Here is a 17,825-nt window from a genome sequence, read left to right as displayed (position 1 = left end):
GATTCCGAAGTTCCCATCGACATGCGCATATCGGAATCACCACACAATTCAACATGGTAGTGGCCTGCTTATCCCCGCAATTCGCAATGCGAATTACGGGGGCAGGACACTAGTAGCCGCCCTTGCGCTTGGTCTCGGGCAGGCCGGCGATCTTTCCGGCCTGTTTCGACGGCTGCATGGGGAACAGGTCGTAGAGGTCCTTGGTCGCCACCGAGCCGCCCCAGCGCTCGCTCATCGCCTTGCACATGTGGCGCTCGTTGGGCTGGTTCTCGTTGTTGTCGAAGAACTCTTCGCGCAGGTAATTGATCAGATCCCAATGCTTCTCGGTCAGCGCCAAGCCTTCGGCTGCCGCGATCTCGTCGGCGATGGCCGGCGACCAATCGGCGGTGTCGACCAGATAACCGTTGCCGGTCTTTTCCAAATCCGCGTAACCCATCGTTCTCCTCCCTGATGGCGTGTTTGCGAAATTTGTAATATTAATTTTTACGAATGTAAACGGCGCAGAATCCTGGCGCGGATCGGCTGGTCGAACTCGTATCCGCCGCCCTCGGCCGGGCGGGCGTTCTTGGCGAACAGCGCCCGCATTTCCCCGTCCAGGCGGTCGAAAATGGCCTCGCGCTCGGCATTGGCCGAGACGATGCGCTCGCGGAAGGCGGCGTAATCAGCCATCGACACGGTATGCAGGAAGACGATGTCGTCGACCGGCTCCATGCCCGGCACGTCCGCCAGGGCGGCCTGGGCCAGGGCGCGCACCTGGGTTTCATCATCGACCGGCTTGCAGGTTTCGAAGAACAGGCCCTCGGCGATCGGTTCCGACACATACAGCAGGCCGCCAGCCTTCAGCACGCGGGCGGCTTCCCGCAGGGCCTGGCCCATGAATTCGGCCGGAACGTGGTGCAGCGAGTGGAAGAACACCACGGCGTCGAAGCTGGCGTCGCTGACCGGCAGGGCTTGGCCGACGCCCTCGACGATCTCCTCGTCGCCAACCTTCGGGATGGCGCGGGCCTTGGCCAACTGGCGGGGCGAGCATTCGACGCCCACGACCTGGGCGCCCTTCTTGGTCAACAGCCGCACCACATTGCCGTCGCCACAGCCGACATCCAGGATACGCTTGCCTTCGGGCTTCAGCGCCTCCACCATCACATCCACATTGCGCCGCCGCTGCATCGCATCCTCCATCGATTTATCGCATCATGCTTATATGAACGCGCCCATCGCTGTCGAGTTCGACGTCGCCATCGTGCTGGGCGCCAAGGTGTTGCCCGACGGCCGCCCGTCGCCGGCCCTGGCGCGGCGCGTCGCCCATGCCGTCGCCCTGGCGCGCGCCGATCTGGTCGGGCATTTGCTGATGAGCGGCGGCCCGGTCAGCCATCCGGTCCCCGAGGCCCATGTCATGCGCGACCTGGCGCTGGCCGCCGGTATCGCCCCCACCCGCGTCCATGTCGAGGATCGCTCGCACAATACCATCGACAATGCCCGGCTGTCGGCTCCGATCATCGCGGCGCAAGGCTGGGGTCGGGTGCTGGTGGTGACCGATTCCTTCCACCTGCCGCGCGCCCGTTACATCTTTCGCCGCAGCGGCCTGACGGTGGCCGGCTTCCCGGCCCGGCCCGACCGTCTCGGCGCCGAATGGTGGCTGGCCCATGGACGCGAAGTGTTCGCCTTCCTGAAAACCATCTATCGGCTGGAGATCGCCGGCACATGAAAAAGGCCCGGCCTCCATCGGGAAGCCGGGCCTTGTTTCATCATCGGGTGATCAGTGCCCCGACATCTCGGCGCCCATATAGGCCGGCATCCAGGCTTCGTGGATGGCCTTCAAATCCTCGACAGTGGCCGACTGGCCGGCCACGTCAATGGAATGGCCGCCGGTGGTGCCGATGATTCGGGCGCCGACATCCCGTCCTTGCGCCGCTTCCAGCACCGAGGCCAAATCGTCCGCGCCCACTTCCAGCACATAGCGGCCCTGATCCTCGCCGAAGCACCAGCCGTGCAGGGCGATGGCCGACGGAGCCTCCAGGCTGGCGCCGATGCCCGACGCCAGCGCCATCTCGGTCACCGCCACCAGCAGGCCGCCGTCCGAGACGTCGTGGCAGGCCTTGACCAGACCCTGGTCGATCAGGTCGCGCACCAGTTCGCCCTTGCGCCGTTCGCGGTGCAGGGCCACCGGCGGCGGAGCGCCTTCTTCCCTGCCGCACACCTCGCGCAGGTACAGCGAAGCGCCCATCCAGCCCTTGGTCTCGCCGAACAGAACGATGGAATTGCCGGCACCCTTGAAGGCGATGGTGGTGTGCTTGGACACATCCTTCAACAGACCGACGGCGCCGATGGCCGGGGTCGGCTGGATGGCGGCGCCCTGGGTCTCGTTGTAAAGCGAGACGTTGCCCGACACCACGGGGAAGTCCAGATCGCGGCAGGCCTCGCCCATGCCTTTGATGGCCTCGACGATCTGGCCCATGATCTCGGGCTTTTCCGGATTGCCGAAATTCAGATTGTCGGTCACCGCCATCGGCAAAGCACCGGTGGCCGAGATGTTGCGATAGGCTTCCGCCACCGCCTGGCGGCCGCCCTCGTGCGGGTCGGCCAGGCAATAACGCGGGGTGCAATCGGTGGTGATGGCCACCGCCTTGTCGGACCCGTGGATGCGAACCACGGCAGCGTCGCCGCCCGGGCGCTGGACGGTGTCGCCCATCACCATGTGGTCGTATTGCTGATAGATCCAGCGCTTCGAGGCCAGATCGGGGCAGCCCAGCAGGGTCTTCAACGCCTCGATCGGCGCCACCGCCGGCACGTCTTCCAGCTTGACCACCGGCAACTTGGCGGGCTGAACCCACGGGCGGTCATATTCCGGGCTGGCCTGGGCCAGCGGGTCGATGGGCAGGTCGGCCACCACCTCGCCATGGCGCTTCAGCACCATGCGGCCGGTGCCGGTCAACACGCCGATCACCGCGAAATCCAGCTCCCACTTGTCCATGATCGCGCGGGCCACGTCTTCCTTGCCCGGCTTCAGGATCATCAGCATGCGTTCTTGCGATTCCGACAGCATGATCTCGTAGGCGCTCATGCCCTCTTCGCGCATCGGCACCGAATCCAGGTCCATCTCGATGCCCAGACCGCCTTTCGACGCCATCTCGAACGACGACGAGGTCAGGCCGGCCGCACCCATGTCCTGGATGGCGACGATGGAATCGGTGGCCATCAGTTCCAGGCAGGCCTCGATCAGCAGCTTCTCGGTGAAGGGGTCGCCGACCTGGACGGTGGGGCGCTTCTCTTCCGAGTTCTCGTCGAATTCCGCGCTGGCCATGGTGGCGCCATGGATGCCGTCGCGGCCGGTCTTCGAGCCGAAATAGACCACCGGATTGCCGATGCCGGCGGCGGCCGAATAGAAGATGTTGTCGGCGCGCGCCAGACCGACGGTCATGGCGTTGACCAGGATGTTGCCGTTGTACGACTTGTGGAAATTGGTCTCGCCGCCGACGGTGGGCACGCCGACGCAATTGCCGTAGCCGCCGATGCCGGCCACCACACCGGCCACCAGGTGCCGGGTCTTGGGATGGCTGGGATCGCCGAAGCGCAGCGCGTTCATGTTGGCGATGGGGCGAGCGCCCATGGTGAAGACGTCGCGCAAGATGCCGCCCACGCCGGTCGCCGCACCCTGATAGGGCTCGATGAAGCTGGGGTGGTTGTGGCTTTCCATCTTGAAGACGATGGCGTCGCCGTCGCCGATATCGATGATGCCGGCATTCTCGCCCGGGCCGCAGATCACCCAGTCGGCCTTGGTCGGCAGGGTCTTCAGCCACTTCTTCGAGGACTTATAGGAACAATGTTCCGACCACATCACCGAGAAGATGCCCAGCTCGGTCAGGTTGGGTTCGCGCCCCATGATCTCGAGGATGCGGGTGTATTCGTCGGGCTTGATGCCGTGGCTGGCAAGGATATCCGGAGTAATCTGGCTCACGACAAGGCCTCCACCAGCGAATCGAACATCAAGCGGCCGTCGGAACCGCCCAGCAGGTCCTCGGCCAGGCGCTCGGGGTGCGGCATCAGGCCCAGCACGTTGAACTTCTCGTTATAGATGCCGGCGACATTGCCCAACGATCCGTTGGGATTGGATTCGGGATCGACCTTGCCTTCGAGGGTGGCGTAACGGAAGGCGATCTGGCCGTTATCCTCCATCTCGCGATAGGCCTTGGGCTCGACGAACCAATTGCCCTCGGCGTGGGCGATCGGGAAGCGCACCACGTCGCCCGAGCGGTAATAGCGGCAGAAGTCGGTGCGGTCGTTCTCGACCCGCAGATGGACATCCTTGCAGATGAACTTCAGGTCCTTGTTGCGCATCAAGACGCCGGGCAGCAAACCCGATTCGGTCAGGATCTGGAAGCCGTTGCAGATGCCCAGCACCCGCATCCCGGCATCGGCCCGGGCCTTGACTTCCCGCATGATCGGCGAGTGTGCCGCCATGGCGCCGCAGCGCAGGTAATCGCCATAGGAAAATCCGCCGGGAACGACCACCAGGTCGACCTTGGGCAGTTCGGTGTCGCGATGCCAGACCATGAGCGGCTTGGCGCGCATGCTGGCCTCCAGCGCCACGGCGACGTCGCGGTCGCAGTTGGAACCGGGGAAGACGATGACGGCGGCTTTCACGAAGGGCGTCCCTGGGTTGGTTCGAAAGGGAGAGCGTCTTCTTAATACGGAAACCCATTGGTTTCCAGCACGAACGGGAGAGCGCGAAAAAAGCCCGCCCCGCGACCGCACGGCAATTCGGTACCGGATTACCAAAAAAAGGTTGGCAGAAGTCGTTGCCCTGGGGCACAATAGCGTTAATCTTGTCACGCGGCGGATATAAGCCGCGGACATAAGTATGAGGGAGGAAATCCAATGCGTAGCCTCGTCAAGTGGGGTGTGGCGGCGTGTGCCGTCTTTGCGGCCGGCACCTTCGCCGGCACTGCCCAGGCGGCCGACACCATCAAGATCGGCGCGTTCCTTTCGGTGACCGGCCCGGCCTCGTTCCTGGGTGAACCGGAAAAGAAGACCCTGGAAATGTACGTCGACCGCCTGAACAAGGATGGCGGCGTCCGGGGCAAGAAGGTGGAGTTGATCCACTATGACGATGCCGGCGCCCCCGACAAGGCGGTGACCTTCGCCAAGCGCCTGATCCAGAACGACAATGTCGATATCATCATCGGCGGCACCACCACCGGCACCTCGATGGCGGCCATCAAGGTGGTCGAACCGGCCGGTGTGCCGTTCATCTCGCTGGCCGGCGGCATCGACATTATCGACCCGGTCAAGAAGTGGGTGTTCAAGACCCCGCACACCGACCGCATGGCGGCCGAGAAGGTGTTCCTGGACATGAAGAAGAAGGGCATTTCCAAGGTCGCGATGATCTCGGAAGATGCCGGCTTCGGCAAGTCGGGCCATGACCAGTCGCTGAAGGTCGCGCCGATCTACGGCATCCAGATCGTCGCCGACGAGGTCTATTCGCCCAAGGATCCCGACGTCACCGCCCAGCTGACCAAGATCAAGAACACCGCCGGCGTTCAGGCCGTGTTCAATTTCGGCTTCGGCCAGGGTCCCGCGATCGTCACCAAGAACTTCAAGCAGCTGGGCATGAGCGTTCCGCTGTACCAGTCGCACGGTGTCGCCTCGAAGGACTTCATCAAGCTGGCGGGCGAGGCCGCCGAGGGTATCCGCCTGCCGGCCGCCGGTCTGGTGGTGGCCGAACAGCTGGGCGCCACCGACCCGCAGAAGCCGGTCGTGACCGCCTTCAAGAAGGAATACGAGGCGGCCTTCAAGTCCGACGTCTCGACCTTCGCCGGCCATGCCTATGACGGCCTGCAGATCGCCCTGGCCGCGATCCTGCGCGCCGGCTCGACCGACAAGGAAAAGGTCCGCGCCGAGATCGAGAAGACCTCGGGCTATGTCGGCACCGGCGGCCTGGTGTCGATGTCGCCGGAAGACCATATGGGCCTGTCGCTGTCGGCCTTCCGCATGGTCGAAGTCAAGAAGGGCGATTGGGTCCTGGCCGACTGACCAGACCTGGTTAAGAGCGGGGGGCCGATCGCGGCTCCCCGCCACCGCCAACCCCTGGGGGCTCCATGTTTGCCGAATTGCTGCAATACCTGTTCGCGGGTCTGACGTCGGGCGCCATCTACGCCCTGGCCGGACTGGGCTTCGCCATCATCTACAACGCCAGCCACGTGATCAATTTCGCCCAGGGCGAGTTCATCATGATCGGCGGCATGGCGACCTCGATGATGGTCGCGGCCGGTCTGCCGCTGCCGCTGGCCATCGCGCTGGCTGTGGTGGTGACCATGATGGTCGGCGTGGCCCTGGAAAAATTCGCCATCGAGCCGGCGCGCAATTCCGACGTGGTGACCATCATCATCATCACCATCGGCGCCTCGATCTTCCTGCGCGGCCTGGCCCAGGTGGTGTGGGACAAGGAATTCCACTCGCTGCCGGCCTTCTCGGGCGAGACCCCGATCAACGTCGCCGGCGCGACCTTGATGCCGCAAAGCATCTGGGTGGTCGGCATCTCGGTCCTGGTGATCGTGGCGCTGTGGTGGTTCTTCAACCGCACCCTGTTCGGCAAGGCGATGCTGGCCACCTCGTTCAACCGCCTGGCCGCCCAACTGATGGGCATCGGCGTCAAGAAGGTGCTGATGGTCAGCTTCGCGCTGTCGGCCCTGCTGGGCGCGGTCGGCGGCATCGTGGTGACGCCGATCACCTTCACCAATTACGAAGCCGGCATCATGCTGGGCCTGAAGGGCTTCTCGGCCGCCGTGCTGGGCGGGCTGGGCAACGGCCTGGGCGCCATCGTCGGCGGCCTGGTCGTCGGCATCGCCGAGGCCTTGGCCTCGGGTTACCTGTCGTCCGCCTACAAGGACGCGGTAGCCTTCGTCATCATTCTGTTCGTCCTGTTCTTCCTGCCGAACGGCCTGTTCGGCAAGAAGGGCACTGACCGGGTGTGATCATCATGTGGAAAACCGCGCGCATCGGCGGCCTGGCGGCGCTGGCGACCATCCTCGCCCTCGCCCCGCTGGGTTTCCCCAACGCCTATTTCTACGACGTCGCCGTCAAGGCCTTGTTCAACGCGGTGGTCTGCGTCGGGCTGAACCTGCTGATCGGCTATGCCGGTCAGATCAGCCTGGGCCATGCCGGCTTCTTCGCGCTGGGCGCCTATGGCTCGGCGATCCTGACCTCGACCTACAAGGTCGCTCCCCTGCCGGCCATGCTGATCTCGGCCGCTGCGGTCGGGCTGCTGGCCTATCTGGTCGGCCGGCCGATCCTGAAGCTGAAGGGCCATTACCTGGCCATGGCCACGCTGGGCATCGGCATCATCATCCACATCGTGCTGAAGACCGAGGCGCGGATCACCGGCGGCCCCGACGGCATGAGCGTCGATCCCTTCAGCCTGATGGGCTTCACCATGATGGGCGACCGCATGTGGTACTGGGCGGCGGCCGGCCTGCTGGTGCTGACGGTGTGGCTGTCCTTGAACCTGATCGACAGCCCGGTCGGCCGCGCGCTGCGCGCCGTGCACGGCTCCGAGGTCGGCGCCGAGGTGGTCGGCGTCGATACCTCGTCCTACAAGGTGATGGTGTTCGTGGTCTCGGCGGTGTTCGCCAGCCTGGTGGGCTCGTTGTTCGCCCACAAGGACGGCTTCATCACCCCCGATATCGGCAGCTTCTTCCGCTCGGTCGAGTTCGTGGTGATGGTGGTGCTGGGCGGCATGGCCTCGACCTTCGGGTCGGTCATCGGCGCGGTGATCCTGACCCTGCTGCCGCAGGTCCTGACCTTCGTCGAGGATTACGAGGCCATGGTCCTGGGCGGCATCATGATGGGCATGATGATCTTCCTGCCCAAGGGTCTGCTGCCGGCCGTGGTCAGCCAATTCCGCAAGCGGGGGGCCGCACGATGAGCTTGCTGAAAGTCGAAGGTCTGTCCAAGGAGTTCGGCGGAATCCACGCCATCGAGGACCTGTCCTTCACCATCAACCCCGGTACCATCCATTCGATCATCGGGCCGAACGGCGCCGGCAAGACCACTTTGTTCAACCTGATCACCGCCGTCTACACGCCGTCTTGCGGCAAGATCTTGTTCGACGATAAGGACATCGCCGGCAAGAAGCCTTACGAGCTGGCGGCCATGGGCATGAGCCGGACCTTCCAGAACCTGCAGATCTTCTTCAACATGCCGGCCATCGAGAACGTCATGGTCGGCCACCATCTGCATCTGAACCGCCGCTTCCTGCCGTCCTTCCTGCGGCTGCCGTCGGTCATCCGCAAGGACCGCGAGTGCCGCGACTATTGCGCATCGCTGATGGAGTTCGTCGGCCTGGCCAAGTACGTGACCGCCGACGCCGCCCAGATGCCCTATGGCGCCTTGAAGCGGCTGGAAATCGCCCGGGCCCTGGCGGCCAAGCCCCGCCTTTTGCTGCTGGACGAGCCGGCCGCCGGCCTGAACGCCACCGAAAGCCGCGAGATCGACGAGGTCATCAAGAAGGTCGCCCAGACCGGCGTGACCGTGGTGCTGGTCGAACACGACATGAAGATGGTCATGGGCATTTCCGACGCCATCCTGGCCATCGATTACGGCCGCAAGCTGGCCGAGGGCACGCCGGCCGAGGTTCGGGCCAATCCGGATGTCGTCGCCGCCTATTTGGGAGCCCATGCGTGATGCTGCTCGAAATTTCCGGGATCACCAGTCATTACGGCCGCATCCAGGCGCTGCGCGGCATCGATGTCGAGGTCCGCGAAGGCGAACTGGTCGCCTTGGTCGGCGCCAACGGGGCCGGCAAGACCACCTTGCTGCGCGGCATCTCGGGGGTGCAGCCCCTGACCGCCGGAACCATCAAGTTCGACGGCAAGGACATCACCCGCATGCCGGCCGACGCCCGCGTGGCGTTGGGCATCGCCCAGGTGCCGGAAGGCCGCCAGGTGTTCGGCCCGATGTCGGTCGAAGACAATCTGCGCCTGGGTGCCTATCGCCGCAAAGGCGACGACGTCGAAGCAGACATGAAGCGCATGTACGACATGTTCCCGATCCTGTTCAAGAAGCGGGAACTGCCGGCCGGCACGCTGTCGGGCGGCCAGCAACAGATGCTGGCCATCGCCCGCGCCCTGATGAGCCACCCGCGCCTGTTGCTGCTGGACGAGCCCAGCATGGGCCTGGCCCCATTGCTGGTGCAGGAAATTTTCGACGCCGTGGTCGCCTTGAAGGAAGCGGGCACCACCATCTTCCTGGTCGAGCAGAACGCCTATGCCGCCCTGGCCATCGCCGATCGCGGCTATGTGCTGGAGACCGGATCGGTGGTGATGAGCGATTCCGGCAAGACCCTGCTGGCTGACGAACGGATCAAGGAAGCCTATCTGGGACTTTAGGGCTTCCTTGGGCTGGTCCCGGCTCCTACACTGCCGGCTCGGTTGTTCGGCAGATCCGTGATCATGGACCAGACCCGCCTTGGCATCATGGCCGTCTTGCTGGCATTCGTCAGCTGGGGCGTGTTCGGCGTCTATTTCCATGCGCTGGGCAGCCTGCCGGCCGCCGAGATCATGGCGCACCGGGCCATCGGCACCACCTTGTTCTCGGTCCTGGTGCTGGTCTTGTGGCGACGCCTGGCCGACATAAGGGCCATCCTTGGCAATCCGCGCCACGCGCTGGGACTGGCCGCCTCGGCCCTGGCCATCGGTGCCAATTGGGGCGGCTTCATCTGGGCCTCGGCCAACGGCCGGGCCTTGGAAGCCAGCCTGGGCTATTTCATCTATCCGCTGGTGTCGATCCTGCTGGCCCGCCTGGCCCTGGGCGAACGCCTGTCGGCGCGCCAGTCGGTGGCGGTCGGGCTGGCCGCGTTGGGCGTCGGCTGGCTGGTGGCGCACGGGACCGGCATTCCCTGGGTGGCGTTGGTCCTGGCCTTCAGCATGGCGTTCTATGGGCTGCTGCGCAAAACCATCAATGTGCCGGCCCTGGCCGGCCTAGCGGTCGAGACCGGATGGATGGTGCTGCCCGCGCTAGCCTATCTGGCCTGGATCGGCGGCGGCGAGGCGCCCCAGGCCGATGCCCGGACCATCGGCCTTCTGGCCCTGGCCGGTCCGATCACCGCCATCCCGCTGGTGCTGTTCGCCGTCGGGGCCAGGCGCCTGCGCCTGTCGACCCTGGGGATGCTGTTCTACATCAATCCCACGGTGCAGATGTTGATGGCGGTGCTGGTGCTGGGAGAAGCTTTCACCATGGCCCACGCCGTCGCCTTCCCGGTGATCTGGGCCGCCCTGGCCCTATATTCCTGGCCAAAGCGCTAAAGCAGGGGTTGCGCCGACGCGCCAAGCCCCCATACTTGCAGCAATCGCGAAATCAAGGAGCAAAGCCCATGCCCATGGAAGCCGGTGTGATCGAAAAGATGATCAAGGAAGCCTTTCCCGACGCCAAGGTGATCATCGAGGACCTGCGCGGCGACGGCGACCATTATTCGGCCCTGGTGGTCAGTTCGGCCTTCGCCGGCAAAAGCCGTGTGCAGCAGCACCAGATGGTCTATGCCTCGTTGAAGGGCATGATGGGCGGCGATCTGCACGCCCTGGCCCTGCAGACCGCCACCCCCGAAACCGCGCCGGACTGGGCCAAGGAATGAACCGTTTTCCGCCCGAGCGGAAACCGGTCTAGAGTCTTATGTTTGGCCCGTGCCGGGCCGCTCAGGCGCCGCTCTGGCTAGTCGCGTGTTCACGCTTGGCGTGAAAACGCTCTATGCCGCCCCCACCAACAGCGCGTTCAGCTCCTTGAGGCTGGCGAAAGACGGCGTCTGGTCCACCCGGCGCTTGGCGTTGGCCACCTGCTCGGCGCTCCAGCCGGTCAGGCCGGCCAGGATGGCATCATCCATGGCGTGGAAGTCCAGCATGGTCCGCACCCCCAGCGGCCCCAGCGCCGCCGCCTTGTCGGGAAAGGACAGCTGCAGCTGCGCCTGGCCGACCCAATCCAGGCAGGTCTGGATCGAGGCCGGCGTCATCATATAAAGCTCGACCGGATTGGTCTGGGCCAGGTTCTGCACGCCGTCCAGGCCCATTTCCTTCAAGCGGAACGCGGTGAAGCTGGAAATGCCCTGGATGGTGGTCAGTGGCATGCTGGGCGCCTCGCCTTCGGAGCGGAAGAACTTCAGGCCGCGGCGCAGCTTGTCCAGCATGATGTCCGGCGCCATGCCGGTCAGGAAGGCCATCACGATCAGCAAGGACGGCTTGTCCGACGCGCTGGGCAGCCCCATCACCTCGTCCAGGCCGCCGTGATAGATGTGGTGCAGCACCGCCGCCAGGGTGGTGGCCAGCAAGATGTTGACGCTCATGGCGTAGAAGGTGGCCGGGTTGATGTTGCGCGACACGATGCGGGTCACCAGGTTCTGGATCATCCAGATGAAGGCGCCCAGAAAGGCGAACGACACCGTGCACAAGGTCAGCATCGCGTAATTCTGGTAATCGCCCTTGACGATATCGGCGCCGCCCAGGATGAAATCCTTGGCCAGCGGGTCGATTCGCGCGCCGTAGAAGGTCAGGAACGACAGGATCGAAACCTGGAAGGTGGTGAAGGCCACCGGAATGATGAAATGCGTCACCGAGAAGCGGTCGGCCATCTGCTGCGCCGACTGAAAGCCCCGCGCCCGCTCGATGCCGGCATAACTGGTGGCAAGGCGCTCCAGCTCGCTTTGCTTGACCCGCGACAGATAGGTCGGCAGCAACATGCCGCACGCCAGCACGAACAATGGCATCATCGCCGTCAAGGCCGGCGACACCCACGACATCAACTGCGTCATCATCCCCCCCGGAACCTCTTCCCGATCCCGGCACTACGCCCCATTTACGGGCTTGATTCATTTATTTTTACAACCTGTGCGACCGGGAAAAAGCCCAGCTTGGCGGTTGCATATCACCCAGGCCCATCCTACATTCACCGCAATCCGCCTTAATCCCCAGCAAGCAGGGTTATGTCCATGAGCAATCCGGTTTTCGAGCGTATCCAGCAGGACTTGGCCGAGAACGACATCGTTCTCTACATGAAGGGCACCCCGATGTTCCCGCAATGCGGCTTTTCCGCCGCCGTGGTCCAGGTCCTGTCGGAACTGGGCGTCAAGTTCAAGGGCATCGACATCCTGGTCGATTCCTCCTTGCGCGAGGGCATCAAGCAGTACACCAACTGGCCGACCCTGCCGCAGCTTTACGTCAAGGGCGAGTTCGTCGGCGGCTGCGACATCGTGCGCGAGATGGCGGCCAACGGCGAGCTGAAGGCGCTGCTGACCGACAAGGGCCTGATGTAGGGTTTTCGGACCTTCCTACCCGCCTTGAAATGCGAAAAGCCACCCTGCGGGGTGGCTTTTTTGCGTTGATTCCAAAGGAATAGAGGGATGGGTTGGTTCTTCTGGGCGGGCGGTTGGCCCACCCTTGGGGTGTTCCGCGCACAGCTTGCACGCCCTACGATGACAGCATGTCAATTCGTATCGGGGGTCTGACCATGTCGAGCTGTCATGAATGCAAGGATTTCGTCCCGGTCCACAAGGCGGTCGAAAAGGGCATGATTTCCGCCGCCGACGCCAACAAGGCGCGCAACGACATTCACGGTTTCAACGCCTTCTGCCAGTGCGAGGGCTTCGTCAACACCTGCCGCAAGGATGACGATGGCTGCCTGTGCTTCCTGTCCAAGGCCAACGCCAAGGTGCACTAACGCCTGACATCTTCAAGAAAAAGACGGCCGGCCTACGAAATGTGGCCGGCCTTTTTTTCGTCCTCGGTCGCCGGGCGGATCGCCTTGACCTCGCAGGAAAACAGCAGGTCCATGCCGGCCAGCGGATGGTTGCCGTCCAGCACCGCCTTGCCCTCGGCGATCTCGGTGACGGTGTAAAGAACCGATTCGCCGCCGTCGGTGGGCGTCGCCTCGATCTGCATGCCCGGCTCGGCGTCGGCCGGCAATTCGGCCAGATCGACCAGGGTCACCAAGCCAGCATCGTAATCGCCGAACGCGTCCTCGGGCGACAAGCGGATGGTCAGGGTGTCGCCCACCACCTTGCCCTCCAGCGCCTCCTCGATGCGGGGGAAGATGGCGTCGTGGCCGCCATGCACATAGACCAGCGGGTCGCGTCCCTCGTCCACCATGTGGCCGTCGCTGCCGCGCACCGAATAGGCCAGGGTGACCACCTGGCCGGGCTGGATGCGGGCGCTCACAGGTCGAGGTCCTGCACGAAGCGGGCGTGCTTCTGGATGTAGTGGAAGCGCAGTTCAGGCTTGCGGCCCATCAGGGTCTCGACCAGATGGGCAACATCCTTGGCCTCTTCGCGATCTTCCTCGGTGCGGCCCGACGGCAAGGTGACGCGGATCAAGGTCCGGCGCTTGGGATCCATGGTGGTTTCCTTCAATTGCGCCGGCGGCATTTCGCCCAGGCCCTTGAATCGGCTGATCTCGATGTTCTTCTTGCCGGCGAAGGTGGTCTTCAGCAGCTCTTCCTTGTGGGCGTCGTCGCGGGCATAGACCACCAACTGGCCGTGGGCCAGGCGGTACAGCGGCGGCATCGCCAGGAACAGATGGCCGTTCCTGATCAGGTCGGGCATTTCCTGGTAGAAGAAGGTCATCAGCAGGCTGGCGATATGGGCGCCATCGACGTCGGCGTCGGTCATGATGATGACCCGCTCGTAGCGCAGCTTTTCATCGTCATAGGAGTCGCGGGCGCCGCAGCCCAGCGCCTCGATCAGATCCTTGAGTTCCTGGTTCTGCCGCATTTTGTCGGTGGTCGCCGAAGCAACGTTCAAGATCTTGCCCCGAAGCGGCAGGATCGCCTGAATCTCGCGGTTGCGGCCCGACTTGGCCGAGCCGCCGGCCGAATCGCCCTCGACCAGGAACAGTTCGGTGCCGACCGCCACCTGGCGCGAGCAATCGGCCAGCTTGCCGGGCAGCCTAAGCCGCTTGGTCGGGGTCTTGCGGGTGGTCTCCTTGGCCAGTTTCTTGCGCTGGCGTTCTTCCGCCCGCTCGATGATCCGGGCCAGCAAGGCCTTGCCGGATTCCGGGTCGCCCGACAGCCAGTGGTCGAAATGGTCCTTGATGGCATTCTCGACCAGACGGGTGGCCTCGGTGCTGACCAGCTTGTCCTTGGTCTGGCCCTGGAATTGCGGATCCTTGAGGAACAGGCTGACCAGCACGCAGGCGCCGCCCATCACGTCCTCGCTGGTGACGGCGGCCCCCTTCTTGTTGGCCAGCAACTCGCCATAGGAACGCAGGCCCCGGGTCAGGGCGTTGCGCAGGCCCGCCTCGTGGGTGCCGCCGTCGGGGGTCGGCACGGTGTTGCAATAGGTGTTGGTGAAGCCGTCCTCGTCATCGTCGGGCCAGGCCACCGCCCATTCCACCTGCCCCATATCGTCGGCCAAAGGCGCGATGCCGGCGAAGAAGCCGCGCGTCAGCAGCGGGCGCTTGTTCAGCACGCTGTCCAGGAAGTCGGACAGGCCGTTGGGGAAATGCAGGGTATCTTCCGCCGGAATCTCGTCGGTATCGTCCAGCAGGGTCGGATCGCACTTCCAGCGTATCTGCACGCCGCGGAACAGATAGGCCTTGGAACGGGCCATGCGGTAAAGGATGCGCGCCTTCAAGAAGGCGCGGTCGCCGAAGATTTCGGGATCGGGATGGAAGGTGACGGTGGTGCCGCGCCGGTTCTGCACCGCGCCGACCTCGACCAGCCCGCCCTGGGCGACGCCCCGGCTGAATTCCTGGCGGTAAAGCTTGCGCTCGCGCGCCACTTCGACCACCAGCCGGTCGGACAGGGCGTTGACCACCGACACGCCAACGCCGTGCAGGCCGCCCGACACCTTATAGGCGTCGCCGCCGAACTTGCCGCCCGAATGCAGCGTGGTCAGGATCACTTCCAGCGCGCTCTTGTCGGGATATTTGGGGTGCGGATCGACCGGGATGCCGCGGCCATTGTCGCGGATGGTGGCGTTGCCGGCGGTATCGAGCTCCAGCTCGATCCAGCTGGCATGGCCGGCCACCGCCTCGTCCATGGAATTGTCCAGCACCTCGGCGACCAGATGGTGCAGCGCTCGCTCGTCGGTGCCGCCGATATACATGCCGGGGCGACGGCGCACGGGTTCAAGGCCTTCAAGGACCTCGATATCCTTGGCGGAATAGTCGACCCCCTTGGGGGCCAATGGCTGGAACAGATCGGACATGGCGGGCATTATAGGAAAGCATGAGGGCGGCGCAAGCGGATGCTGTAGGATGCCGGAAGTGCGCCACAAGATATAGTGACGCCCTCAGGCAATTGCATTTTATTCCACATTTTTGCTGGAATTCCGCCCATTCAGTCCATAAATTGCAGATCGCAGGCATTTGCGGCAGGAAGAATCATGCTGATTCGCTTTGGAATCACCAATCATCTGTCCATCAATGAGCCGCAGGAACTTTCTCTGGCCGCGTCTTCCCTGAAGGACGAGTCGGCGGGACTGATCCCACCCCTCCGGACCAACGCGCCCCCCTTGCTTCCGGCGGCCGTCCTTTATGGTGCCAATGCCTCGGGCAAGAGCAACATCGTCAGGGCGTTACGCTTCTTCCGGGACGCCGTACTTAATTCCCACCGCGAGTCCGAGCCGGGGAAAGTCATTGGGCGGGCGGCCTTCCGCCTGACCGCCGAGGCCGAGCAGCGTCCGACCCGGATGGATGCCGACCTGATCGTCGATGGCGTTCGCCATCATTACGGCTTCGAGGCCAGCAACGACGCCTTCGTGGCGGAATGGCTCTACGCCTTCCCTGCCGGGCGCCGACAGATGCTGTTCGAACGCAACGATCAGGTCTTCACCTTCGGCCGGGCCTTGAAGGGGCGCAACCGGGTGATCGCCGACTTGACCCGCAAGAACAGCCTGTTCCTGTCGGCGGCAGCGCAGAACGATCACGCGGACCTGACCCCATTGTGGAGCGCCGTGCAATCCTGGTCATTCGACACGAACGTCCGAGTCAATGCCCGGGAGTTCAACAGCCACTACGCCCTGCAGGCACCTGATCGGCGCATCGTCGCCTTCCTGAGCGACATCGGCACGGGAATTATCGATATTGAAACCAAAAAGGAGGCACTGAGTGACGACGACCAAGCCAAACTGAAGGCCGTTGTCACAGCCATTGCCGATCTTGCAGGGGCGCAGCCGGAACCTGCCCTAAGTGTAATTCCGAATGTCAACCTGGTGTCCTTCATCCACCAAGCCACCGACGGCACACCGGTTCGCTTCTCGCCGATGGACGAAAGCGACGGAACCCGCAGGCTCGTCGTGCTGATGGACGCGATCTTCCGGGCGCTGGACAGCGGCTCTTTGCTGGTGGTCGATGAGATCAACGCCAACCTTCACACCAAAGCCGCCGAGGCGATTTTGGCGCTTTTTTCCGACCGCGCAACCAATCCCAAGGGGGCACAGATCGTGGCGACGACCCACGACACCAACCTTTTGCGGGCGCCGTTCCTGCGCCGAGACCAGGTCTGGTTCACGGAAAAGGACGAGGGGGGCGCCACCCATCTCTATCCCCTTTCCGATTTCCGCACCCGAACCGGCGACAATTTCGAGAAGGGCTACCTGAAAGGCCGCTTCGGCGCCATTCCTTACGCCGGCGATGCGCGCAGCCTGCTGGCCCGGATCGTCTAGGCATGGTCCGACGGCTGCCCGACCTGCGGCGCAAGCCACCAAGTCGAGACCCCAAACGGGTGTTCATCCTGTTCTGCGAGGGCAAGAACACCGAGCCCGCCTACTTCAAAGCGCTGGAACGGCATTGCGATTGCGTGGTCCTCGACATTCAGGTGATCCGAGCGGCAGGGACGCCGCTGACCATCGCCGAGCGCGCCAGTGCCGAGGTGCGAGCCCGCCACACCGACAAAGGCTCATTCCAGCCCGGCGACCAGATCTGGGCCGTCTTCGACCGCGACGACCACCCTTATTTCGACCAAGCCCTGAAGCTTTGCGAAAAGGCCAAGGTCGGCATCGCCCGCTCTACTCCATGCTTCGAGGTTTGGCTGATCCTGCATTATCAGGACTTTCACCGCCCCGACGGGCGCCACGCTGTACAGCGCCATTTGGCCGCCTTGTCCCCAGAATACGATGCCAAAAGTGGGAAGCTCCCCGACTGCGCGAGTCTGATGAAGTCTCTCGACGTGGCCGAGCGAAGAGCGGAAACTCAATTGCAGGCTCGCGAGACGGAACGCACCCCCTTCGGTCCGCCTTCCACCACGGTTCATCTCCTGACCCGCGCCATTCGGCGCTCGGCGTCACTCGACAAGAAGAAGAAATGACCATGACCCCCATTCCGCAAAGCATCGAGAACGCCAATGCGCCCCGCGGGCGCCTGTCGATTCGCACCGTCGCCATGCCGGCCGACACCAATCCGCAAGGGGTGATCTTCGGCGGCTGGCTGCTGGCCCAGATGGACCTGGCCGGCGGCACCCACGCCTTCCACCGCGCCAAGGGGCTGGTGGTCACCGTCGCCGTCGAGGCCATGACCTTCCACGAGGCGGTGTTCGTCGGCGACGAGGTGTCGTGCTATACCGAGGTCGTCAAGGTCGGCAAATCCTCGATCGCCGTGCGGGTCGAGGCCTGGGTGCGGCGACGCTGGGGCGAGGCCGAGCAGATCAAGGTGACCAGCGCCAGCTTCACCTTCGTCGCCATCAACGAGGACCGCTCGAAGCGCCTGGTGCCGCCCGAGGAATGATTGTTCTTTCAAGCCCTCGCCGGGCGCCGCCTCCGGCGGCTTGGCCGCGCCCGCAATGATGGGGTGGACGGCCCCTGCTCACCGGCGTCGCAATGCGCCAAAGTGGTCGTTGTTGAAACAGACCATAGA

20 protein-coding genes are annotated in these 17,825 nt (G+C 64.0%); 13 read left to right on the top strand and 7 right to left on the bottom strand.

Annotated features, from left to right (window positions below; translation table 11 throughout):
- Positions 1-109: 109 nt before the first annotated feature.
- Both A6A05_RS15025 and A6A05_RS15020 read right to left on the bottom strand, forming a co-directional pair.
- Positions 110-436, bottom strand: a complete 327-nt coding sequence (locus A6A05_RS15025; protein ID WP_068502987.1) for a TusE/DsrC/DsvC family sulfur relay protein — start codon at positions 434-436, stop codon at positions 110-112.
- Between the two features lie 47 nt (positions 437-483).
- A complete protein-coding gene (locus A6A05_RS15020; RefSeq protein WP_068503259.1) occupies positions 484-1,167 on the bottom strand; it encodes a class I SAM-dependent methyltransferase in 684 nt (227 codons plus the stop codon).
- A 34-nt stretch (positions 1,168-1,201) separates the two neighbouring features.
- On the opposite strand from A6A05_RS15020, the gene A6A05_RS15015 reads away from it, so the two are divergent.
- Complete coding sequence (locus A6A05_RS15015; protein WP_068502984.1) at positions 1,202-1,705, top strand: YdcF family protein; 504 nt, start codon at positions 1,202-1,204, stop codon at positions 1,703-1,705.
- A gap of 51 nt (positions 1,706-1,756) precedes the next feature.
- On the opposite strand, the gene purL is transcribed toward A6A05_RS15015, so the two are convergent.
- Both purL and purQ read right to left on the bottom strand, forming a co-directional pair.
- Positions 1,757-3,955 carry a phosphoribosylformylglycinamidine synthase subunit PurL gene (purL, locus tag A6A05_RS15010; protein ID WP_068502982.1) on the bottom strand — a complete coding sequence of 733 codons (2,199 nt, stop codon included), beginning with the start codon at positions 3,953-3,955 and terminating at the stop codon, positions 1,757-1,759.
- The gene (purQ, locus tag A6A05_RS15005) at positions 3,952-4,641 is read right to left on the bottom strand and encodes a phosphoribosylformylglycinamidine synthase subunit PurQ (protein ID WP_068502979.1); all 690 of its coding nucleotides are present in this window, start codon (positions 4,639-4,641) and stop codon (positions 3,952-3,954) included. The genes purL and purQ overlap by 4 nt, the downstream gene beginning before the upstream one ends.
- 234 nt (positions 4,642-4,875) lie before the next feature.
- Between purQ and A6A05_RS15000 the strand changes: the two genes are divergently transcribed.
- From A6A05_RS15000 to A6A05_RS14970, 7 genes are all read left to right on the top strand, one after another.
- Entirely contained in the window at positions 4,876-6,030 is a 1,155-nt protein-coding gene (locus tag A6A05_RS15000; protein ID WP_068502977.1) for an ABC transporter substrate-binding protein, read from the top strand.
- Positions 6,031-6,095: 65 nt separating this feature from the next.
- Positions 6,096-6,971, top strand: a complete 876-nt coding sequence (locus A6A05_RS14995; protein ID WP_068502974.1) for a branched-chain amino acid ABC transporter permease — start codon at positions 6,096-6,098, stop codon at positions 6,969-6,971.
- A 5-nt stretch (positions 6,972-6,976) separates the two neighbouring features.
- Positions 6,977-7,921, top strand: a complete 945-nt coding sequence (locus A6A05_RS14990; RefSeq protein ID WP_068503256.1) for a branched-chain amino acid ABC transporter permease — start codon at positions 6,977-6,979, stop codon at positions 7,919-7,921.
- Positions 7,918-8,679 (top strand): ABC transporter ATP-binding protein, encoded by a 762-nt coding sequence (locus A6A05_RS14985; RefSeq protein WP_068502973.1) that lies wholly within the window; start codon positions 7,918-7,920, stop codon positions 8,677-8,679. The genes A6A05_RS14990 and A6A05_RS14985 overlap by 4 nt, the downstream gene beginning before the upstream one ends.
- Positions 8,679-9,383 (top strand): ABC transporter ATP-binding protein, encoded by a 705-nt coding sequence (locus tag A6A05_RS14980; protein WP_068502970.1) that lies wholly within the window; start codon positions 8,679-8,681, stop codon positions 9,381-9,383. The genes A6A05_RS14985 and A6A05_RS14980 overlap by 1 nt, the downstream gene beginning before the upstream one ends.
- A 63-nt stretch (positions 9,384-9,446) precedes the next feature.
- Positions 9,447-10,298, top strand: a complete 852-nt coding sequence (gene rarD, locus A6A05_RS14975) for an EamA family transporter RarD (protein WP_068503253.1) — start codon at positions 9,447-9,449, stop codon at positions 10,296-10,298.
- 68 nt (positions 10,299-10,366) lie between these two features.
- Positions 10,367-10,624, top strand: coding sequence for a BolA family protein (locus A6A05_RS14970; protein WP_068502968.1), 258 nt, complete (start codon positions 10,367-10,369; stop codon positions 10,622-10,624).
- A 111-nt stretch (positions 10,625-10,735) separates the two neighbouring features.
- On the opposite strand, the gene A6A05_RS14965 is transcribed toward A6A05_RS14970, so the two are convergent.
- Positions 10,736-11,794 (bottom strand): hypothetical protein, encoded by a 1,059-nt coding sequence (locus A6A05_RS14965; RefSeq protein ID WP_068502965.1) that lies wholly within the window; start codon positions 11,792-11,794, stop codon positions 10,736-10,738.
- 174 nt (positions 11,795-11,968) lie between these two features.
- On the opposite strand from A6A05_RS14965, the gene grxD reads away from it, so the two are divergent.
- Positions 11,969-12,292 (top strand): Grx4 family monothiol glutaredoxin, encoded by a 324-nt coding sequence (gene grxD / locus A6A05_RS14960; protein ID WP_068503252.1) that lies wholly within the window; start codon positions 11,969-11,971, stop codon positions 12,290-12,292.
- A 194-nt stretch (positions 12,293-12,486) separates the two neighbouring features.
- Complete coding sequence (locus A6A05_RS14955; protein ID WP_068502962.1) at positions 12,487-12,696, top strand: hypothetical protein; 210 nt, start codon at positions 12,487-12,489, stop codon at positions 12,694-12,696.
- Positions 12,697-12,728: 32 nt separating this feature from the next.
- On the opposite strand, the gene A6A05_RS14950 is transcribed toward A6A05_RS14955, so the two are convergent.
- A complete protein-coding gene (locus A6A05_RS14950) occupies positions 12,729-13,193 on the bottom strand; it encodes an FKBP-type peptidyl-prolyl cis-trans isomerase (RefSeq protein ID WP_082910995.1) in 465 nt (154 codons plus the stop codon).
- Positions 13,190-15,181 carry a DNA topoisomerase IV subunit B gene (gene parE / locus A6A05_RS14945; RefSeq protein WP_216635815.1) on the bottom strand — a complete coding sequence of 664 codons (1,992 nt, stop codon included), beginning with the start codon at positions 15,179-15,181 and terminating at the stop codon, positions 13,190-13,192. Before parE ends, A6A05_RS14950 begins: the two co-directional genes overlap by 4 nt.
- A gap of 177 nt (positions 15,182-15,358) precedes the next feature.
- Here parE and A6A05_RS14940 point away from each other — a divergent pair, with 177 nt between their 5' ends.
- From A6A05_RS14940 to A6A05_RS14930, 3 genes are read left to right on the top strand one after another with little or no spacing between them, the layout of a single operon-like run.
- Positions 15,359-16,639 carry an AAA family ATPase gene (locus A6A05_RS14940; RefSeq protein ID WP_068502956.1) on the top strand — a complete coding sequence of 427 codons (1,281 nt, stop codon included), beginning with the start codon at positions 15,359-15,361 and terminating at the stop codon, positions 16,637-16,639.
- 59 nt (positions 16,640-16,698) lie between these two features.
- Positions 16,699-17,280, top strand: a complete 582-nt coding sequence (locus tag A6A05_RS14935) for an RloB family protein (RefSeq protein WP_172822289.1) — start codon at positions 16,699-16,701, stop codon at positions 17,278-17,280.
- Positions 17,277-17,696 (top strand): acyl-CoA thioesterase, encoded by a 420-nt coding sequence (locus tag A6A05_RS14930; RefSeq protein WP_068502950.1) that lies wholly within the window; start codon positions 17,277-17,279, stop codon positions 17,694-17,696. The genes A6A05_RS14935 and A6A05_RS14930 overlap by 4 nt, the downstream gene beginning before the upstream one ends.
- Positions 17,697-17,825: the final 129 nt, after the last annotated feature.

Origin of the sequence: Magnetospirillum moscoviense (assembly GCF_001650635.1) — a bacterium.
GTDB classification, from domain to species: domain Bacteria; phylum Pseudomonadota; class Alphaproteobacteria; order Rhodospirillales; family Magnetospirillaceae; genus Magnetospirillum; species Magnetospirillum moscoviense.
This window is presented reverse-complemented; position numbering and strand designations above follow the sequence as displayed.